This is a genomic window from Roseovarius salincola, from assembly GCF_026891095.1.
Lineage (GTDB): Bacteria > Pseudomonadota > Alphaproteobacteria > Rhodobacterales > Rhodobacteraceae > Roseovarius > Roseovarius salincola.
This window is the reverse complement of record NZ_JAPTNL010000015.1, coordinates 35871-50288: the sequence shown is the minus strand read 5'-3', so window position 1 is coordinate 50288 and position 14418 is coordinate 35871. Positions and strand designations below refer to the sequence as shown.

Genomic DNA, 14418 nt, shown 5'->3' with positions numbered 1-14418 from the left:
AAAGGGGATCACCATGACCCGACTGACCGCAATCGCGGCCCTCTGCCTTGTTCTTGTCGCCGGTGGCGCCTACTGGCTCACCGCCGGTTCCGCCACGCCGCCCGACCTGCCCTTCGCCGCCAACGCGCAGGACGCCGGCGATGTCGACACTTCCTCGGTCGTCGAAATGAACCGGGGCAATCCCGACGCGCCGGTCACGGTGATCGAATACGCCTCCTTCACCTGCCCGCATTGCGCCGATTTCCACGCCAACCAGTTCAAGAAACTGAAGGCGAACTATATCGACAGCGGCAAGATCAACTTCATCCACCGCGATGTCTATTTCGACCGCTTCGGCCTCTGGGCCTCGCTGGTGGCGCGCTGCGGCGGCAAGGACCGGTATTTCGGAACCATCTCGATGATCTACGACCAGCAGAAGGAATGGATCGGCTCGGGCGACGCGGTTGGGATCGCGGACCGGCTGCGCAAGATCGGCGTGGTCGCCGGTCTTGACGGCGATCAGGTCGATGCCTGCCTCGCCGATCAGGACAAGGCCAAGACGCTTGTCGCGTGGTTCCAGCAGAACGCCGAAAAGCATGACATCAATTCGACCCCCTCGCTGGTGATCAACGGCGAGAAATACTCGAACATGTCCTACGAAGAAATCAGCACGATCATCGACGAGAAACTGGCCGAGTAATGACCTCTCCACTGTCCGGCCTCAAGGTGGTCGAGCTTGCCCGCATCCTGGCCGGCCCCTGGGCCGGTCAGACCCTCGCCGATCTCGGGGCCGAGGTCATCAAGGTCGAAAGCCCCGCAGGCGACGACACCCGCCAATGGGGTCCGCCCTTCATCACCCGCGAGGGCGACCGCTCCGCCGCCTATTTCCACGGCACCAATCGTGGCAAGGCCAGCATCGCCAACGACTTCCGCACGCCCGAAGGGCAGGCGCAGGTGCGCGACCTGATCCGCGACGCCGATATCGTGATCGAGAATTTCAAGGTCGGCGGGCTGGCGAAATACGGGCTCGATTACGACAGCCTCGCCGCCATCAATCCCGGCCTCATCTATTGCTCGATCACCGGTTTCGGGCAGGACGGGCCTTACGCGCATCGCGCCGGTTACGATTACATCATTCAGGGCATGTCCGGGCTCATGTCGATCACCGGCCATCCCGAAGGCCAGCCCACCAAGGTCGGCGTCGCCGTGACCGATGTGTTCACCGGCGTCTATGCCGCCACCGCGATCCTTGCCGCCCTGCATCAGCGCGCCAGCACCGGGCGCGGCCAGCATATCGACATGGCGCTGCTCGATGTGGCGGTTTCGGTCACCGCCAATCAGGCGATGAATTACCTCTCCACCGGCACGCCGCCGGGGCGCCTTGGCAATTTTCATCCCAACCTTTCTCCCTACCAGGTGTTCGACTGTTCCGACGGCTACATCATCGTCGCCGTGGGCAATGACGCGCAGTTCGCGCGCTTCTGCGATCTTCTGGGATGTCCCGGTCTGGCCGCCGATCCGGATTACGCGACAAATCCCGCACGGGTATCCAACCGCAAACAGCTTGACGAAATCCTGACCGACCGCACGCTGGCCTTTTCCAAATCCGACCTCCTCGCCACCTGCGAGGCGCATGGCGTGCCCGCCGGTCCGATCAACGACCTCGCCGAAGTCTTCGACGACCCCCAGGTGCAGGCCCGCGGGATGCGGGTGGACCTCGACGGGGTGCCCGGCGTGCGCTCGCCCTTCCGCTTCTCGGATGCCGAACTCTCGCTGAAGCGTCCCTCACCCCGCCTGAACGAGGACGGCTGAGGCGCGGATTTCGGGGGGCCGAATCCGGGGTTTTCGGGGTTTTGTACGAAATATCCGGGGCGACCTCTGATTTCGGTACAAAACCGCCGTACAAAACGGACGTTTTGTACTGAATTCAGGCCCGGTCAGCCGCCGCTTGGCCCGACCCGTTCCAGCGCCGCATCAAGCGCAGTCCAATCATCGATCTGCAACCGCACCGGCAGGGTCAGAACCTTCTGCCTGAACCCCTGCGGCAGGCGCACCGCGTCCTTCTCGGTGGTCACAAGCTGCGCATTCAGCAGCTTCGCCTCCGCCTCCAGCCGCCCCATCAAGGCCTGGGTCAGCGGCTGGTGGTCCTCCAGCGCCTCGGTCCGCACCAGTTCGGCGCCAAGTACTTGTAGTGTCGCAAAAAACTTCGCCGGATGGCCAATGCCCGCAAAGGCCAGAAACCGTGTTCCGGTCCAGTCCATCCCGGTCTCCAGCGGCGCAAGATGGCCCGTCATATGGGGCACGTCGATGGCCCTTCCCCAGCTCTCGCGGAAACTTTCCTGCTGTGAAGTGCCGCCGATCGACAGGACCATGTCGGCGCGCCTGAGACCTGCCTCGACCGGCTCTCTCAGCGGCCCTGCCGGAATGCAGCGGCCATTGCCGAACCCCGTCGCGGCATCCACGACAACGATGGAAATATCCTTTCGGATCAATGGGTTCTGGTGTCCGTCATCCATCACCAGCACGTCCGCCCCGGCCTCGACCGCCTGTTTCGCCGCCTTCGCCCGCTCCTTGGCGATCCAGACCCGCGTGAACGCCGCGATCAGCAAGGGTTCGTCGCCAACATCTTGGGATGTATGGGTTTTTTCCAGAACTTCGACCGGCCCTTCCAATGCGCCGCCATGCCCGCGCGATACCACATGCACGGTTTTGCCCATGTCTTGCAGGTATTGCACCAAGGCAATCACCGTCGGCGTCTTGCCGGTGCCGCCCGCATTGATGTTGCCCACACAAATCACTGTAATATCAGGTGCATAGACTGGATTCTGGGTCACTCTTCGTGCCGTGGCGGCCCCGTAAAGCGCCCCCAGCGGCGCCAGGATCCGCGCCATCAGGGCCGGCTTTCCCGGTGGCGTGAACCAAAATCCCGGCGCCCGCATCACCGCGCCCCCATGATGTCTAGCGTGTCCTGGACGAGATCCAGGATTTTGTCAGTGACTCCAGCACTTTGCGAGGCCACGTCCCAGGCGGCATGGGCCATCGCGGCCGACTGATCCGGCGGTATCAACCGCTTCACCGCCGCCCCCAACGTCTCCGCATCCCGCACGATTCTGGCGGCACCGGCCTCGGCAAACCGCGAATAACTCGACAGATACCGCCGCACATTCGGCCCATAGAGAATGGCCGACCCATGCGCCGCAGGCTCGTTGGGGTCGCGCCCCCACTGCCCGGATTGCAGCGAACTGCCCATGAAAGTGATCGGCGCCAGGCGATACCATAGCCCCATCTCGCCATAGGTATCCGCCAGCAGAACCTGTGTGGTTTCCTCGGGCATCGCGCCCCGGGACCACACCACATGGCGCCGCCCGTCTTGTTCCAGACGGTCCCTGAAGGCCGGGCCGTCATCCGGCTCGTCCGGTACCACCACCAGCAGCGCCCGATGCGCCAGCCGGCTGACCGCCTGATGCGCCTCCAGCACGACATCCAGTTCGGCAACTTGCAACATCGCCGCCAGCCACACAGGCCGCCCCCGCAGCAGCGTCGCCAGTTCCTCGCGGTCGGATTCGCTGTAGGGCAAGGCCAAAGCGTCTTCCTGGAAAGGGCCGGTCACTGAAATCTCGGCATCCTTCACGCCAAGACGCCGCAGGAACCGCGCCGTGTTCGCCGAGCGCGACAGGATCAGCGCAAAGCGCCCAAGCAGCGCGCGCGGCATGTCGGGAAACCAGCGCCAGGATGACTTTTCCAGCAACGCCTCTTCGGCGTCGATCAGGTAAAGCGGCACGTCGCGGTCATCGGCCTCGGTAATGAAGGCCGGTTGCAGATCCCCCCCGGTCCACAGGCAGATATCCGGGTGCCAGTGATCGAGAAAAGCCTTGGCCTCGGGCAGGTTGTCGGGCGGCAAGGTCTCGTGCATGACGAGCTTGGATTTCAGTGGCTCGGGACCGATGCCGCGAGACGTGATCAGCATATTCAGACCGGGTCGCAGCATGGCCAGCCGTTCGGCCAGCTGCTGCAGCGCGTCCAGATGCGCGGGCTCCGTGGCATGCGCCCAGACCAGTTCGCCCTCGGGGCGCGCGGTTGCCGGAGCGACCGGTTCATGTGCCGCGCGGCGCGCAAGAGCCAGGTATGCCGCAAGGCTAAGCGACCGCCGCATCGTGGTTTATCGCAGTTCTTCGGTTGACGAAGCTTCGGAGTCTTCTTCGCGCAGGCGATGAAGGTGCGCGATGTAGTAGCGCATATGCGCGTTGTCGACGGTGCGTTGAGCCTCGGCCTTCCAGGCGTGATAGGCCGATTCATAATCCGGGAAGATCCCGACGATATGCAGGTCGTCGACATCCTTGAAGACATTGCGGCTGGGATCGACCAGCTCTCCTCCGAAGACGAGGTGCAGGCGTTGGGCCATGGGAAAATCCTTGTCCGGGTTGCGCTGCGGCGCAGGGTATTCGATTGCAGATCAGGGTCAAGCGAATGGCGCCTGCGGCGCGGGTGCCTTGACGGGGCCGGGAAAACCCGCCACCAGACGCCATCGCCAAGCGGATGCCGCCCATGCCCAAGCCCTTTCTGATCCTGCAATTGCGTCCGGAAGCCGAGGCCGCCGACGATGAATTCGCGGCGATCCTGCGCAAGGGCGGGCTGGCCGACAGCGAGACCCGCCGCATCCGCCTCGATCAGGAACGCCTGCCCGACGCGCTGACGCTGGATGATTTTTCCGGGGTGATCGTGGGCGGCGGGCCAGGCTGCGTCAGCGACGCCCCCGCCGACAAGTCCGAGATCGAAGCCCGGATCGAAGCCGATGTGCTGTCGGTCATGCCGCGCGTGACGGAACAGGATTTCCCCTTCTTGGGCTGTTGCTACGGCATTGGGATCATGGGCAAGCATCTGAATGGCGATGTCGGGAAGGGCCGCTTTGGCGAGCCGGTCGGCACCTCGGATTGCACCGTCACCGAAGCGGGCCGCGCCGATCCTTTGCTCGATGGGATTCCCGATCGGTTCGAGGCTTTCGTCGGCCACAAGGAGGCCCTTCAGGCGTTGCCCGAATCCTGCGCACATCTGGTGGCTTCGCCCGCGTGTCCTTTCCAGATGGTGCGCTTTGGGCGCAACGTCTATGCCACGCAGTTTCATCCCGAGGCCGACGCCGCCGGTTTCGAGACCCGAATCAGGATTTACCGGCATCGGGGCTATTTCCCGCCCGAAACCGCAGACGACCTAGTGGCCATGTGCCGCGCTGCGGATGTGTACGCGCCCGAGCGCATACTGCGCAACTTCGTCGATCACTACCGCGTCGAGGGTTGAAACCTGTTGGCGTCATAGGGCGCCATATCGAGGTTCGGACGCTGCCCGTCGATCAACCCCGCCACGATCCGCCCGGTCTTGGGTCCGGCGGTCAGGCCGACATGCTGATGCCCGAACGCGGCGAAAACGCCCGTACCGCCGAGTTCCCCGATTAATGGGAGGCTGTCCGGGGTCGTGGGGCGAAATCCCATCCACTCCTCGATGCTGTCATAGGTGAGATCGGGAAATACCGCCGCGGCATGTTTGCGGATAAGGTCGAGCGGCGCGCGCGACGGCCCTTTCTGGATCCCGCCCAGTTCCACAGTTCCGGCACAGCGCAGCCCCGTAGCCATGGGGTTCACGGCGAACTTCCCCTGCGAGATCATCAGCGGGTTGCGCGGCACTTGTGACGGACCCTTGAAATGCAGGTGATAACCGCGCTCTGCCTCCAGATGCACCTTGATGCCGAGCTTGCGCATCAGCGCCTTCGACCAGATCCCTGCCGCCAGAACCGCGTGATCGCAAGTGATCAGCCCCTGATCGGTTTCCACCGCGGTTATGCGCCCATCCGAAAGCTTGATGTCTCTGACCTCGGCCCGCCGATAGGCGCCGCCCTCATCACAGAGAACCTTGGCGAGGTCCGCCATATAGGCGCCCGGATCGGTGATATGCCCGTGACCCTTCAGCATCGCAAGGCACTGGGTCGCCGGCCCGAGGATCGGTTCGACGTCGCGCACCGCGTCACCCTCGATGATGTCGGGCACCATGCCGCAACCGCGCTTGAACCCCCAGGCATAGGCATCATCCTCAAAGGCCTTGCGAGATGGGTAGGCATAGCCGAAATCGCTGCTCGCGATCCACTGTTCGGCGCGTGTGCCCTTGGTCAGCGCGACATGCTGGTCGACGCTGTCTGTCACCAGCGGGATCAGCGCCTCGATCGCGCGGCGGCAGTCGCGCGCATTGGCCCTGGCGACAAAGCGCATAAGCCAGGGGGCAAGCCTCGGAAGGTAACCCCATTGCATGAACAGCGGCGAGCCCGGATTGACCAGGTATTTCAAGCCCGTGGTCAACAGATCCGGCGTATTCACCGGCACCATCGCCCATTGCGCCAGCAATCCGGCATTGCCAAAGGACGCCCCCGCGCCCGGACCTTCGCGATCCACAAGCGTCACGTCATGGCCCGCGCGGCGTAGCCAGATCGCCGTGCTGAGCCCGCAGATTCCTGCGCCAATGACAATGATCTTGTTGGGGGTAGTCATTGCGGGGGTATCCAAAAGGCTGCGTCACGCGCCAATTAACCCGGCCTTTGGGCCATCGGCAAGTGGTCCGCCGGTACGCTTACCCGAAAACGAAAGGCCCCACCATATGGCGGGGCCTTGATACTGTCACTGCTGAGCGCGGTTCAGCCCTGACGGGCCTTGAAGCGACGCTGCGTCTTGTTGATGACGTAGACGCGGCCTTTGCGGCGCACGACACGGCAATCGCGGTGCCGGTTCTTCAGCGAGCGGAGCGAATTGCGAACCTTCATGGTCGTCTCCTGTCTGTCGCGGCGCGGGCCAGCGCCTGTGGTTGCGGGTGCCTTGCGCAGTGGCGCCGGGCGATGAATTCATGGTGGGCGATACAAGGTTCGAACTTGTGACCCCTTCGATGTCAACGAAGTGCTCTACCGCTGAGCTAATCGCCCATGAATACCAACACAGTCCAATGCCCCAAGGAAAAGGGGCGCGGGAGTCCGCGCCGGTGAGACGCGTCTATAAAAGGAGTCGGAAAGGGGATCAAGGGCTTTTAGAACGCTAATTTCGCTCTATGATGGCTTCGACAGGAGAAACGATGCCGAAAGCCGCCTATCATCTGAGTCATCCCCACCGGCGCACGACCTCGGTCGTGTTTGCTTCGCCTCACAGCGGCTGCGATTATCCATGGTCTTTCCTGCGCCGCAGCAACCTTGACGAACATTCGGTGCGCAGCTCCGAGGATGCCTTTGTCGATCAGTTGTTCGAACCCGCACCGCGCCACGGCGCGCCGCTGATCCGGGCCAGGGTGCCACGGGCATTCGTCGATCTCAACCGTAGCGCGGACGAGCTCGACCCGGCGCTGATCGAAGGCGCGCGCAGCACCGGCCACAATCCGCGCGTGGCCTCGGGTCTCGGGGTAATACCGCGCGTGGTCGCGAACGGGCAGGCGATCTATTCCGGCAAGATCACCATGACCGAGGCCACACGCCGCATCGACACCTATTGGCGGCCCTATCACGAGGCCTTGGCGGCACAGCTGGATCAGGCGCATCTGATGTTCGGCCAGGCGATTCTGGTCGATTGCCACTCGATGCCCCATGAGGCCATGGATTCGGTCGCCCGCACCGGTGTGCGCCGCCCCGAAGTGGTGCTGGGCGACCGGTTCGGCGCCGCCGCCGCACCCGAGATCATGGACCGCGTGGAAGCCGCCTTTCGCGCTGCGGGGCTTGTTGTGACGCGCAATACCCCCTTTGCAGGCGCCTTCGTGACGCAGCATTATGGCCGCCCCGCGCGAGGCCGCCACGCCGTCCAGATCGAGATCGACCGCGCGCTTTACATGAACGAGCAACTGATCCGCCCCAATCGCCATTTCGATACGTTCCGCAAGATTCTGGACGGGGTCATCGCCGAAATTGCCGCGATCGGACGCGCCGCCACCCAGCAACCGCTCGCCGCCGAATAGACCCGCGCACAGCACCTATCGCAGCGACCGCCCCTTCAGGATCGCCTGTGCGCCGAACCTGGCGCGTATTCGGTCCGTTGCCCGCTCGGCCTGCCCGCGACGCGAAGCCTCGGGGTCCAAGAGATCCCCCGACAGATCGGCGCCAGCCTCATTGACCAGCTCCGACAGGCCCACCCCGATCAATCGGTAGGGCGCCTGGCTTTCGACCTGGTCCAGCAATGCGCGCACGCTGCGATAAATCATGTCTGCCATCTGTGTGGCATCGCGCAGTGCAATGCGTCGGGTCAACAATGCATGGTCTGCGCGCTTCAGCTTGAGCGTCACCACGCGGCCCGCGAGCGCGCGCGCCTTGGCGCGGTCCGAGACTTTCTCGGAGAGCCGCCAAAGATGCCCGTCCAGGATGTCGGGATCGCCGGTATCCTCGGGAAACGTGGTCTCGTTCGAGATCGACTTGACCGGCGCGTTGGCGGCGATGCGGCGTGCGTCCTGGCCGCGGGCCAGATGCCACAGCCGGTCGCCCGTGGCGCCGAAACGCGCGCTCAGATCGCGGCGGTCCCATCGCAGAAGATCGGCGAATGTCCGGATGCCCGCGCTCTCCAAGGCAGCCCTGGTGGCACCTCCCACACCCCAGATCAGGCTGACGGGTCGGTCGCGCAGGAAGTCATCGGTCTCTGCCTCGCCGATCACCGAAAAGCCGTTCGGCTTGTCCAGATCCGAGGCAACCTTTGCCAAAAACTTGTTATAAGACAAGCCGATAGACCCGGTCACGCCCAACTCGTCGCGCATGCGTTTGACCAGCCGGGCCAGCATCACGGCGGGGGGCGCGCCATGCAGGCGCCTGGTCCCGGTGAGGTCCATGAATGCCTCGTCAAGCGACAGCGGCTCGACCAGCGGAGTCAGCTCTTCCATCAGCGCGCGGATCTGGCGCGAGACTTCTGCGTAAAGCTCCATCCGGGGTTTCAAAACCACCGCATCGGGACACAGATCGAGCGCCTTGAACATCGGCATCGCCGAGCGCACTCCGCGAATTCTTGCGATATAACAAGCGGTTGACACCACGCCGCGCCGCCCGCCGCCGATGATCACAGGCAGGCCCGCAAGCGCCGGGTTCTCGCGCTTCTCGACGCTGGCATAGAATGCATCGCAATCCATATGGGCAATGGAAAGCGTGCCAAGCTCGGCATGCGCAACGATGCGCGGGCTGCGGCAGGCAGGGCAGCGCGCGCCACTGTCGAACGTGGTCAGGCAGTCGCGGCAGAGGGCAGGCATCGGGGCCTCGGGGTCAGTACGAAACGGACGTTTTGTACGCCGCTATTGTACGCAATTCGGTCGCGCCGGAAAGCGTTTGGTACAAATCCTCTTCCTGCCCGCTTAATCTTGCCTGAAATACTCACGCGCGCGGCTTCAGCCGGGCAGTTCGTCAAGGATGGCGCGGGCCGCGCGGGCCGGGTCGGGATCGGCCCAGATCGGGCGGCCGACGACGATGTGATCGGCGCCGTCGGCGATCGCCTGCGCCGGAGTCGCCACGCGTTTCTGATCGCCCAGATCGGACCCGGCGGGGCGCACGCCCGGCGTCACGATGAGGCGGCCTTTCGATTCGGGCAGGGCGCGGATCATGGCGGCCTCCTGCGGAGAGGCGATCACGCCACCGGCCCCGGCCTCGAAGGCGCGCGCGGCGCGTTCTGCGACGAGGTCGGAAATGTTACCGGGGCGGATCAGGCTGGCATCGAGATCGGCGCGGTCGAGCGAGGTCAGGATCGTCACCGCCAGAATTTTCATGTCGCTGCCCGAAGCGCCCTCGCATGCGGCGCGCACAACATGCGGGTCGCCATGAACGGTCAGGAAATCGAGATCGAACTGCGCCAGCCCGCGCACCGCCTTTTCAATCGTCGCGCCGATATCGAACAGCTTCATGTCCAGAAAGATGCGCTTGCCATGTTCCTGCTTGAGCTCATTGGCCAGCCCCAGCCCGCCGCCGGTCAGCATCCCGAGGCCGATCTTGTAGAAGGACACGTCCTGACCCAGCATCTCGCTGAGCTTGAGCGCCTGCAGCGCGTCGGGAACATCGAGGGCGACGATCAGGCGGTCATCGGACATGGGGCGGGCCTCTGGCTGATTGGTCATGGGGTCATGTGCCGTCCTTGTCGCGGCGCTTTCCACTGCCGTCAAGCCCGGCGAAGGTTTTGTCGCAAGGCACTTGAAGATCGCGCGCGCGTTACCCATTTCGATTAGCGAGGTTCCCGACAGCCGTATGCCTAAAAAGGGTGCGCATCCGGGGTAACGCTTGTGAAAAAAGGAGACAGACCATGGACTTGAACAAGTTCACGGAGCGGTCGCGCGGATTCATTCAGGCCGCGCAGACGATCGCGATGCGGGAAAGCCACCAGAAGCTGGCGCCCGAACATATTCTCAAGGCATTGATGGACGATAGCGAGGGGCTGGCAAGCAACCTCATCAAACGCGCCGGGGGCGAGCCCGCGCGTGTCGTGCAGGCGCTTGATCTTGCGTTGGGAAAGATCCCGCAGGTGAGCGGCGATGCCGGGCAGACCTACATGGATCAGCAGACCGGCAAGATTCTGGCCGAGGCCGAGAAGCTGGCCGAGAAGGCGGGCGACAGTTTTGTGCCCGTCGAGCGGATCCTGACCGCGCTGGCGATCGTCAAATCGCCCGCCAAGGACGCGCTGGAGCAGGGCAAGATCACCGCGCAGAAGCTGAACGAGGCGATCAACGACCTGCGCAAGGGCCGCACCGCCGACAGCGCCAGCGCCGAGGACACCTATGAGGCGCTCGAGAAATACGCCCATGACCTGACCAAGGCCGCCGAAGAGGGCAAGATCGACCCGATCATCGGGCGCGACGATGAAATCCGCCGCGCCATGCAGGTGTTGAGCCGCCGCACCAAGAACAACCCGGTGCTGATCGGCGAGCCCGGCGTCGGCAAGACCGCCATCGCCGAGGGCCTGGCCCTGCGCATCGTGAATGGCGACGTGCCCGAGAGTCTTCAGAACAAGCGCCTTCTGGCGCTGGACATGGGCGCGTTGATTGCCGGGGCGAAATACCGGGGCGAGTTCGAGGAACGCCTGAAGGCGGTTTTGAACGAGGTCACGTCGGCTGCCGGTGAAATCATCCTGTTCATCGACGAGATGCACACGCTGGTGGGCGCGGGCAAGGCCGATGGCGCGATGGATGCGGCGAACCTGATCAAGCCCGCGCTGGCGCGCGGCGAGTTGCACTGCGTCGGGGCGACCACGCTGGATGAATATCGCAAGCATGTGGAAAAGGACGCCGCGCTGGCGCGCCGTTTCCAGCCGCTGGTGATTTCCGAACCCACGGTCGATGACACGATCTCGATCCTGCGGGGCATCAAGGAAAAATACGAACTGCACCACGGTGTGCGGATCTCGGATTCGGCGCTTGTGGCGGCGGCGACGCTGTCCAATCGCTATATCACCGACCGGTTCCTGCCCGACAAGGCGATCGACCTTATGGACGAGGCCGCCAGCCGCCTGCGCATGGAAGTCGATTCCAAGCCCGAGGAGCTGGATGCGCTGGATCGTGACATCCTGCAAAAGCAGATCGAGGCCGAGGCGCTGCGCAAGGAAGACGACAGCGCCAGCAAGGACCGTCTGGAGAAGCTGGAAAAAGAGCTGGCCGAGTTGCAGGAGAAATCCGCCGAGATGACCGCGCAATGGCAGGCCGAGCGCGACAAGCTGGCCGGCGCGCGCGACCTCAAGGAGAAGCTGGACCGCGCCCGCATCGAGCTGGACCATGCCAAGCGCGAGGGCAATCTGACCCGCGCGGGCGAGCTGTCTTACGGTGTCATTCCGCAGCTTGAAAAGCAGCTTTCCGAGGCCGAGAAAGCCGAAGACGAGAGCGGCGTGATGGTCGAAGAGGCGGTGCGCCCCGAGCAGATCGCGCAGGTGGTCGAGCGCTGGACCGGGATTCCCACGGCCAAGATGCTGGAAGGCGAGCGCGAAAAGCTGTTGTCGATGGAAGACAACCTGCACGCCCGCGTGATCGGTCAGGATCAGGCCGTGAAGGCCGTGGCCAATGCCGTGCGCCGCGCGCGTGCCGGGCTCAACGACGAGAACCGCCCGCTGGGGTCGTTCCTGTTCCTCGGGCCGACCGGCGTGGGCAAGACCGAGCTGACCAAGGCGGTGGCCGAATTCCTGTTCGACGATGACAGCGCCATGGTGCGCATCGACATGTCGGAGTTCATGGAGAAGCATTCGGTCGCCCGTCTGATCGGCGCGCCTCCGGGCTATGTGGGTTATGACGAGGGCGGTGTGCTGACCGAGGCCGTGCGCCGGCGCCCCTATCAGGTGGTGCTGTTCGACGAGGTCGAAAAGGCGCATCCCGAGGTGTTCAACGTATTGTTGCAGGTGCTTGACGATGGTGTGCTGACCGATGGTCAGGGCCGCACCGTGGATTTCAAGCAGACGCTGATCATCCTGACGTCGAACCTGGGCAGCCAGGCATTGAGCCAGATGCCCGAGGGCGCGGACGCCGCCGATGCCAAGCGCGATGTGATGGACGCGGTGCGCGCACATTTCCGCCCCGAGTTCCTGAACCGTCTCGATGAGATCGTGATCTTCGACCGGCTGACGCGCGACCAGATGGACGGTATCGTGGATATCCAGATGCGCCGGTTGCTCAAGCGGCTGGCCGGGCGCAAGATCTCGCTGGAGCTGGACGAGGCCGCGCATAAGTGGCTGGCCGATCAGGGCTATGACCCGGTCTATGGCGCACGCCCGCTCAAGCGGGTGATCCAGAAGGCGTTGCAGGACCCGCTGGCCGAGGCCCTGTTGGCCGGCGAAATCAAGGATGGCGAGACCGTGCCGGTCAGTGCCGGGGCCGACGGGCTGGTCATCGGGCAGCGGCTTGGCAGTTCCGACCGCCAGCCACCCGAGGATGCGGTTGTCCACTGATCACGGCACCATGCACAGGCAGAGCGGCCCCCGGAGCGATCCGGGGGCCGTATTGTTTCCAATGTGCGGACAATCTGGTTGCTTTCTTGACCAATGACGCAAGAATTGCCAATGGTCGGGCGGTGATTGAGAGGGCGGTATGAGTGAACAGAACCTGGAGCGGCCGGAACTGACGTTTTCGCCGGAGGTGGCCGACTGGGTGCGCGAGCATTACGCGGCGGCGCGGGTCATTCTGGAATATGGCAGCGGCGGGTCGACGGTGCTGGCCTCGGAGATGCCGGGCAAGACGATCTTTTCGGTGGAGAACGACCGGCGCTGGCTGCGCGCGATGCAGGCTTACCTGGATCAGGCCGGGACAGAGTCGCCGGTGCATCTGCATCTGGCCGGGGTCGGCAAGACCCGCAAATGGGGTCATCCCGTCGATCATTCGCGGTTCCGGCGCTATCATCTTTATCCGCTCGGAATCTGGGATCATCCCGATTTCGTCCATCCCGATCTTGTGCTGATCGACGGGCGGTTTCGCGAGGCGTGTTTCTACGCGGCCATGCTGCGCTGCACCAAGAATACGGTGGTGCTGTTCGACGACTACGTCAACCGGCCGAAATATCACCGCGTCGAGGCGTTCATCGAACCGGTCGAGACGCGCGGGCGCATGGCGAAGTTCGAACTGCGCAAGAAAGCGTTGCCGCGTGACGGGCTGACGCAGATCGTCGGGGCCTTCTCGAATGCGTTCTGAGGGCGCGCGGTGGCTGGATGGGATGCGCGAACATGTGCTAATGGCACGAATACGAGGTGAGGTAGTGAGGAGGAGCGGCACCGGATGATGATTTCACACAGCCGCAAGTTCGTTTTCGTCAAGACGAAGAAGACCGCCGGCACCTCGATCGAATGCGCGTTGGCGCCCTATCTGGAACCTGGCGACCTGACCTCGCCGCTGGTGGAACACGCGCCCGGAACGCGGCGATATTCAAAGGAATTCGTGCGTATCCTGCGCGAAAGGGACGCCAGCCTGAGGGCGCGCAACCCGCATCTTCCCTATAGTGTCGTCGCCGATCACTTCGCCAGGGAAACCAAGGGGTATTATCGCTTCTGCGTGGAGCGCAACCCGTGGGACAAGGCGATTTCGGCGTTCTTTTTCTGGATTTCGCGTCATGGCCACGACAGCAGCAAGACGGAGGAGGAGAATTTCCTCGCCTTCGCCGAGAGTGAACGGCTGGGCTTCTTCTCGGATTATGATCTCTACATGCGAAAGGACAAACCGCAGGTGGATCGCGTTCTGCGCTATGAGAATCTGGCGGAGGAGTTTGCGCAGGTCACGGACAAGCTGGGCCTGCCCGAAATTTCCATCGGCAGCGTCCGCGCCAAGGGGGATATCCGGCCCAAGGCGTCGCACAAGTTGCAGCGCTTCTATGGTGCCGATCTGGAAAATGGCGCCGCCAAACGGGTGCAATCGGTCTTTGCGCGTGAGATCGCGTATTTCGGATTCACCCCCGAACCTGCCTGAACGGGTGCGGCAGGGGCCGGGCTTTTGCCGAAAACGGCT

At 63.8% G+C, this 14418-nt stretch carries 14 protein-coding genes and 1 tRNA gene; 7 read left to right on the top strand and 8 right to left on the bottom strand.

The window, feature by feature from the left end:
- Positions 1-13: 13 nt before the first annotated feature.
- Entirely contained in the window at positions 14-679 is a 666-nt protein-coding gene (locus N5A93_RS15125) for a DsbA family protein (RefSeq protein ID WP_268955932.1), read from the top strand.
- A complete protein-coding gene (locus N5A93_RS15120; RefSeq protein WP_268955931.1) occupies positions 679-1791 on the top strand; it encodes a CaiB/BaiF CoA transferase family protein in 1113 nt (370 codons plus the stop codon). The genes N5A93_RS15125 and N5A93_RS15120 overlap by 1 nt, the downstream gene beginning before the upstream one ends.
- 125 nt (positions 1792-1916) lie before the next feature.
- On the opposite strand, the gene lpxK is transcribed toward N5A93_RS15120, so the two are convergent.
- Genes lpxK through N5A93_RS15105 form a run of 3 tightly spaced genes read right to left on the bottom strand, consistent with a single transcriptional unit; the run spans position 1917 to position 4381 of the window.
- Positions 1917-2918: a tetraacyldisaccharide 4'-kinase gene (lpxK, locus tag N5A93_RS15115; RefSeq protein ID WP_268955930.1), complete on the bottom strand. Its 1002-nt coding sequence runs from the start codon at positions 2916-2918 to the stop codon at positions 1917-1919.
- A complete protein-coding gene (locus N5A93_RS15110) occupies positions 2918-4132 on the bottom strand; it encodes a 3-deoxy-D-manno-octulosonic acid transferase (protein ID WP_268955929.1) in 1215 nt (404 codons plus the stop codon). The genes lpxK and N5A93_RS15110 overlap by 1 nt, the downstream gene beginning before the upstream one ends.
- Before the next feature lie 6 nt (positions 4133-4138).
- Positions 4139-4381, bottom strand: coding sequence for a DUF4170 domain-containing protein (locus tag N5A93_RS15105; RefSeq protein ID WP_268955928.1), 243 nt, complete (start codon positions 4379-4381; stop codon positions 4139-4141).
- Positions 4382-4524: 143 nt separating this feature from the next.
- On the opposite strand from N5A93_RS15105, the gene N5A93_RS15100 reads away from it, so the two are divergent.
- Positions 4525-5271, top strand: coding sequence for a glutamine amidotransferase (locus N5A93_RS15100; protein ID WP_268955927.1), 747 nt, complete (start codon positions 4525-4527; stop codon positions 5269-5271).
- On the opposite strand, the gene N5A93_RS15095 is transcribed toward N5A93_RS15100, so the two are convergent.
- The 3 genes from N5A93_RS15095 to N5A93_RS15085 form a co-directional block, all read right to left on the bottom strand.
- A complete protein-coding gene (locus tag N5A93_RS15095) occupies positions 5253-6509 on the bottom strand; it encodes an NAD(P)/FAD-dependent oxidoreductase (RefSeq protein WP_268955926.1) in 1257 nt (418 codons plus the stop codon). The two genes, N5A93_RS15100 and N5A93_RS15095, sit on opposite strands and share 19 nt — an antisense overlap.
- A 143-nt stretch (positions 6510-6652) precedes the next feature.
- On the bottom strand, positions 6653-6778 hold the full coding sequence (gene ykgO / locus N5A93_RS15090; protein WP_005850168.1) for a type B 50S ribosomal protein L36: 126 nt from the start codon (positions 6776-6778) through the stop codon (positions 6653-6655).
- A gap of 81 nt (positions 6779-6859) precedes the next feature.
- A tRNA-Val gene (locus tag N5A93_RS15085) sits at positions 6860-6934 on the bottom strand.
- A 146-nt stretch (positions 6935-7080) separates the two neighbouring features.
- Here N5A93_RS15085 and N5A93_RS15080 point away from each other — a divergent pair.
- On the top strand, positions 7081-7947 hold the full coding sequence (locus tag N5A93_RS15080) for an N-formylglutamate amidohydrolase (protein WP_268955925.1): 867 nt from the start codon (positions 7081-7083) through the stop codon (positions 7945-7947).
- Positions 7948-7962: 15 nt separating this feature from the next.
- On the opposite strand, the gene N5A93_RS15075 is transcribed toward N5A93_RS15080, so the two are convergent.
- The gene (locus tag N5A93_RS15075; protein ID WP_268955924.1) at positions 7963-9216 is read right to left on the bottom strand and encodes a DNA polymerase IV; all 1254 of its coding nucleotides are present in this window, start codon (positions 9214-9216) and stop codon (positions 7963-7965) included.
- Between the two features lie 135 nt (positions 9217-9351).
- A complete protein-coding gene (pyrF, locus tag N5A93_RS15070; RefSeq protein WP_268955973.1) occupies positions 9352-10044 on the bottom strand; it encodes an orotidine-5'-phosphate decarboxylase in 693 nt (230 codons plus the stop codon).
- A gap of 209 nt (positions 10045-10253) precedes the next feature.
- On the opposite strand from pyrF, the gene clpB reads away from it, so the two are divergent.
- The 3 genes from clpB to N5A93_RS15055 all read left to right on the top strand — a co-directional run bounded on the left by clpB (position 10254) and on the right by N5A93_RS15055 (position 14379).
- Positions 10254-12875 (top strand): ATP-dependent chaperone ClpB, encoded by a 2622-nt coding sequence (gene clpB, locus N5A93_RS15065; protein WP_268955923.1) that lies wholly within the window; start codon positions 10254-10256, stop codon positions 12873-12875.
- A gap of 139 nt (positions 12876-13014) precedes the next feature.
- Complete coding sequence (locus N5A93_RS15060) at positions 13015-13611, top strand: hypothetical protein (protein ID WP_268955922.1); 597 nt, start codon at positions 13015-13017, stop codon at positions 13609-13611.
- Between the two features lie 84 nt (positions 13612-13695).
- On the top strand, positions 13696-14379 hold the full coding sequence (locus tag N5A93_RS15055) for a sulfotransferase domain-containing protein (protein ID WP_268955921.1): 684 nt from the start codon (positions 13696-13698) through the stop codon (positions 14377-14379).
- Positions 14380-14418 lie beyond the last annotated feature (39 nt).

Excerpts from the sequence above, each read along its gene's own strand:
- N5A93_RS15055 (WP_268955921.1), top strand. The coding sequence starts at position 13,696 with ATGATGATTTCACACAGCCGCAAGTTCGTTTTCGTCAAGACGAAGAAG.
- N5A93_RS15100 (WP_268955927.1), top strand. The coding sequence starts at position 4,525 with ATGCCCAAGCCCTTTCTGATCCTGCAATTGCGTCCGGAAGCCGAGGCC.
- N5A93_RS15075 (WP_268955924.1), bottom strand. The coding sequence starts at position 9,216 with ATGCCTGCCCTCTGCCGCGACTGCCTGACCACGTTCGACAGTGGCGCG.
- clpB (WP_268955923.1), top strand. The coding sequence starts at position 10,254 with ATGGACTTGAACAAGTTCACGGAGCGGTCGCGCGGATTCATTCAGGCC.
- N5A93_RS15120 (WP_268955931.1), top strand. The coding sequence starts at position 679 with ATGACCTCTCCACTGTCCGGCCTCAAGGTGGTCGAGCTTGCCCGCATC.
- N5A93_RS15060 (WP_268955922.1), top strand. The coding sequence starts at position 13,015 with ATGAGTGAACAGAACCTGGAGCGGCCGGAACTGACGTTTTCGCCGGAG.
- N5A93_RS15095 (WP_268955926.1), bottom strand. The coding sequence starts at position 6,509 with ATGACTACCCCCAACAAGATCATTGTCATTGGCGCAGGAATCTGCGGG.
- N5A93_RS15125 (WP_268955932.1), top strand. The coding sequence starts at position 14 with ATGACCCGACTGACCGCAATCGCGGCCCTCTGCCTTGTTCTTGTCGCC.
- N5A93_RS15110 (WP_268955929.1), bottom strand. The coding sequence starts at position 4,132 with ATGCGGCGGTCGCTTAGCCTTGCGGCATACCTGGCTCTTGCGCGCCGC.
- ykgO (WP_005850168.1), bottom strand. The coding sequence starts at position 6,778 with ATGAAGGTTCGCAATTCGCTCCGCTCGCTGAAGAACCGGCACCGCGAT.
- pyrF (WP_268955973.1), bottom strand. The coding sequence starts at position 10,044 with ATGTCCGATGACCGCCTGATCGTCGCCCTCGATGTTCCCGACGCGCTG.
- N5A93_RS15105 (WP_268955928.1), bottom strand. The coding sequence starts at position 4,381 with ATGGCCCAACGCCTGCACCTCGTCTTCGGAGGAGAGCTGGTCGATCCC.
- N5A93_RS15080 (WP_268955925.1), top strand. The coding sequence starts at position 7,081 with ATGCCGAAAGCCGCCTATCATCTGAGTCATCCCCACCGGCGCACGACC.
- lpxK (WP_268955930.1), bottom strand. The coding sequence starts at position 2,918 with ATGCGGGCGCCGGGATTTTGGTTCACGCCACCGGGAAAGCCGGCCCTG.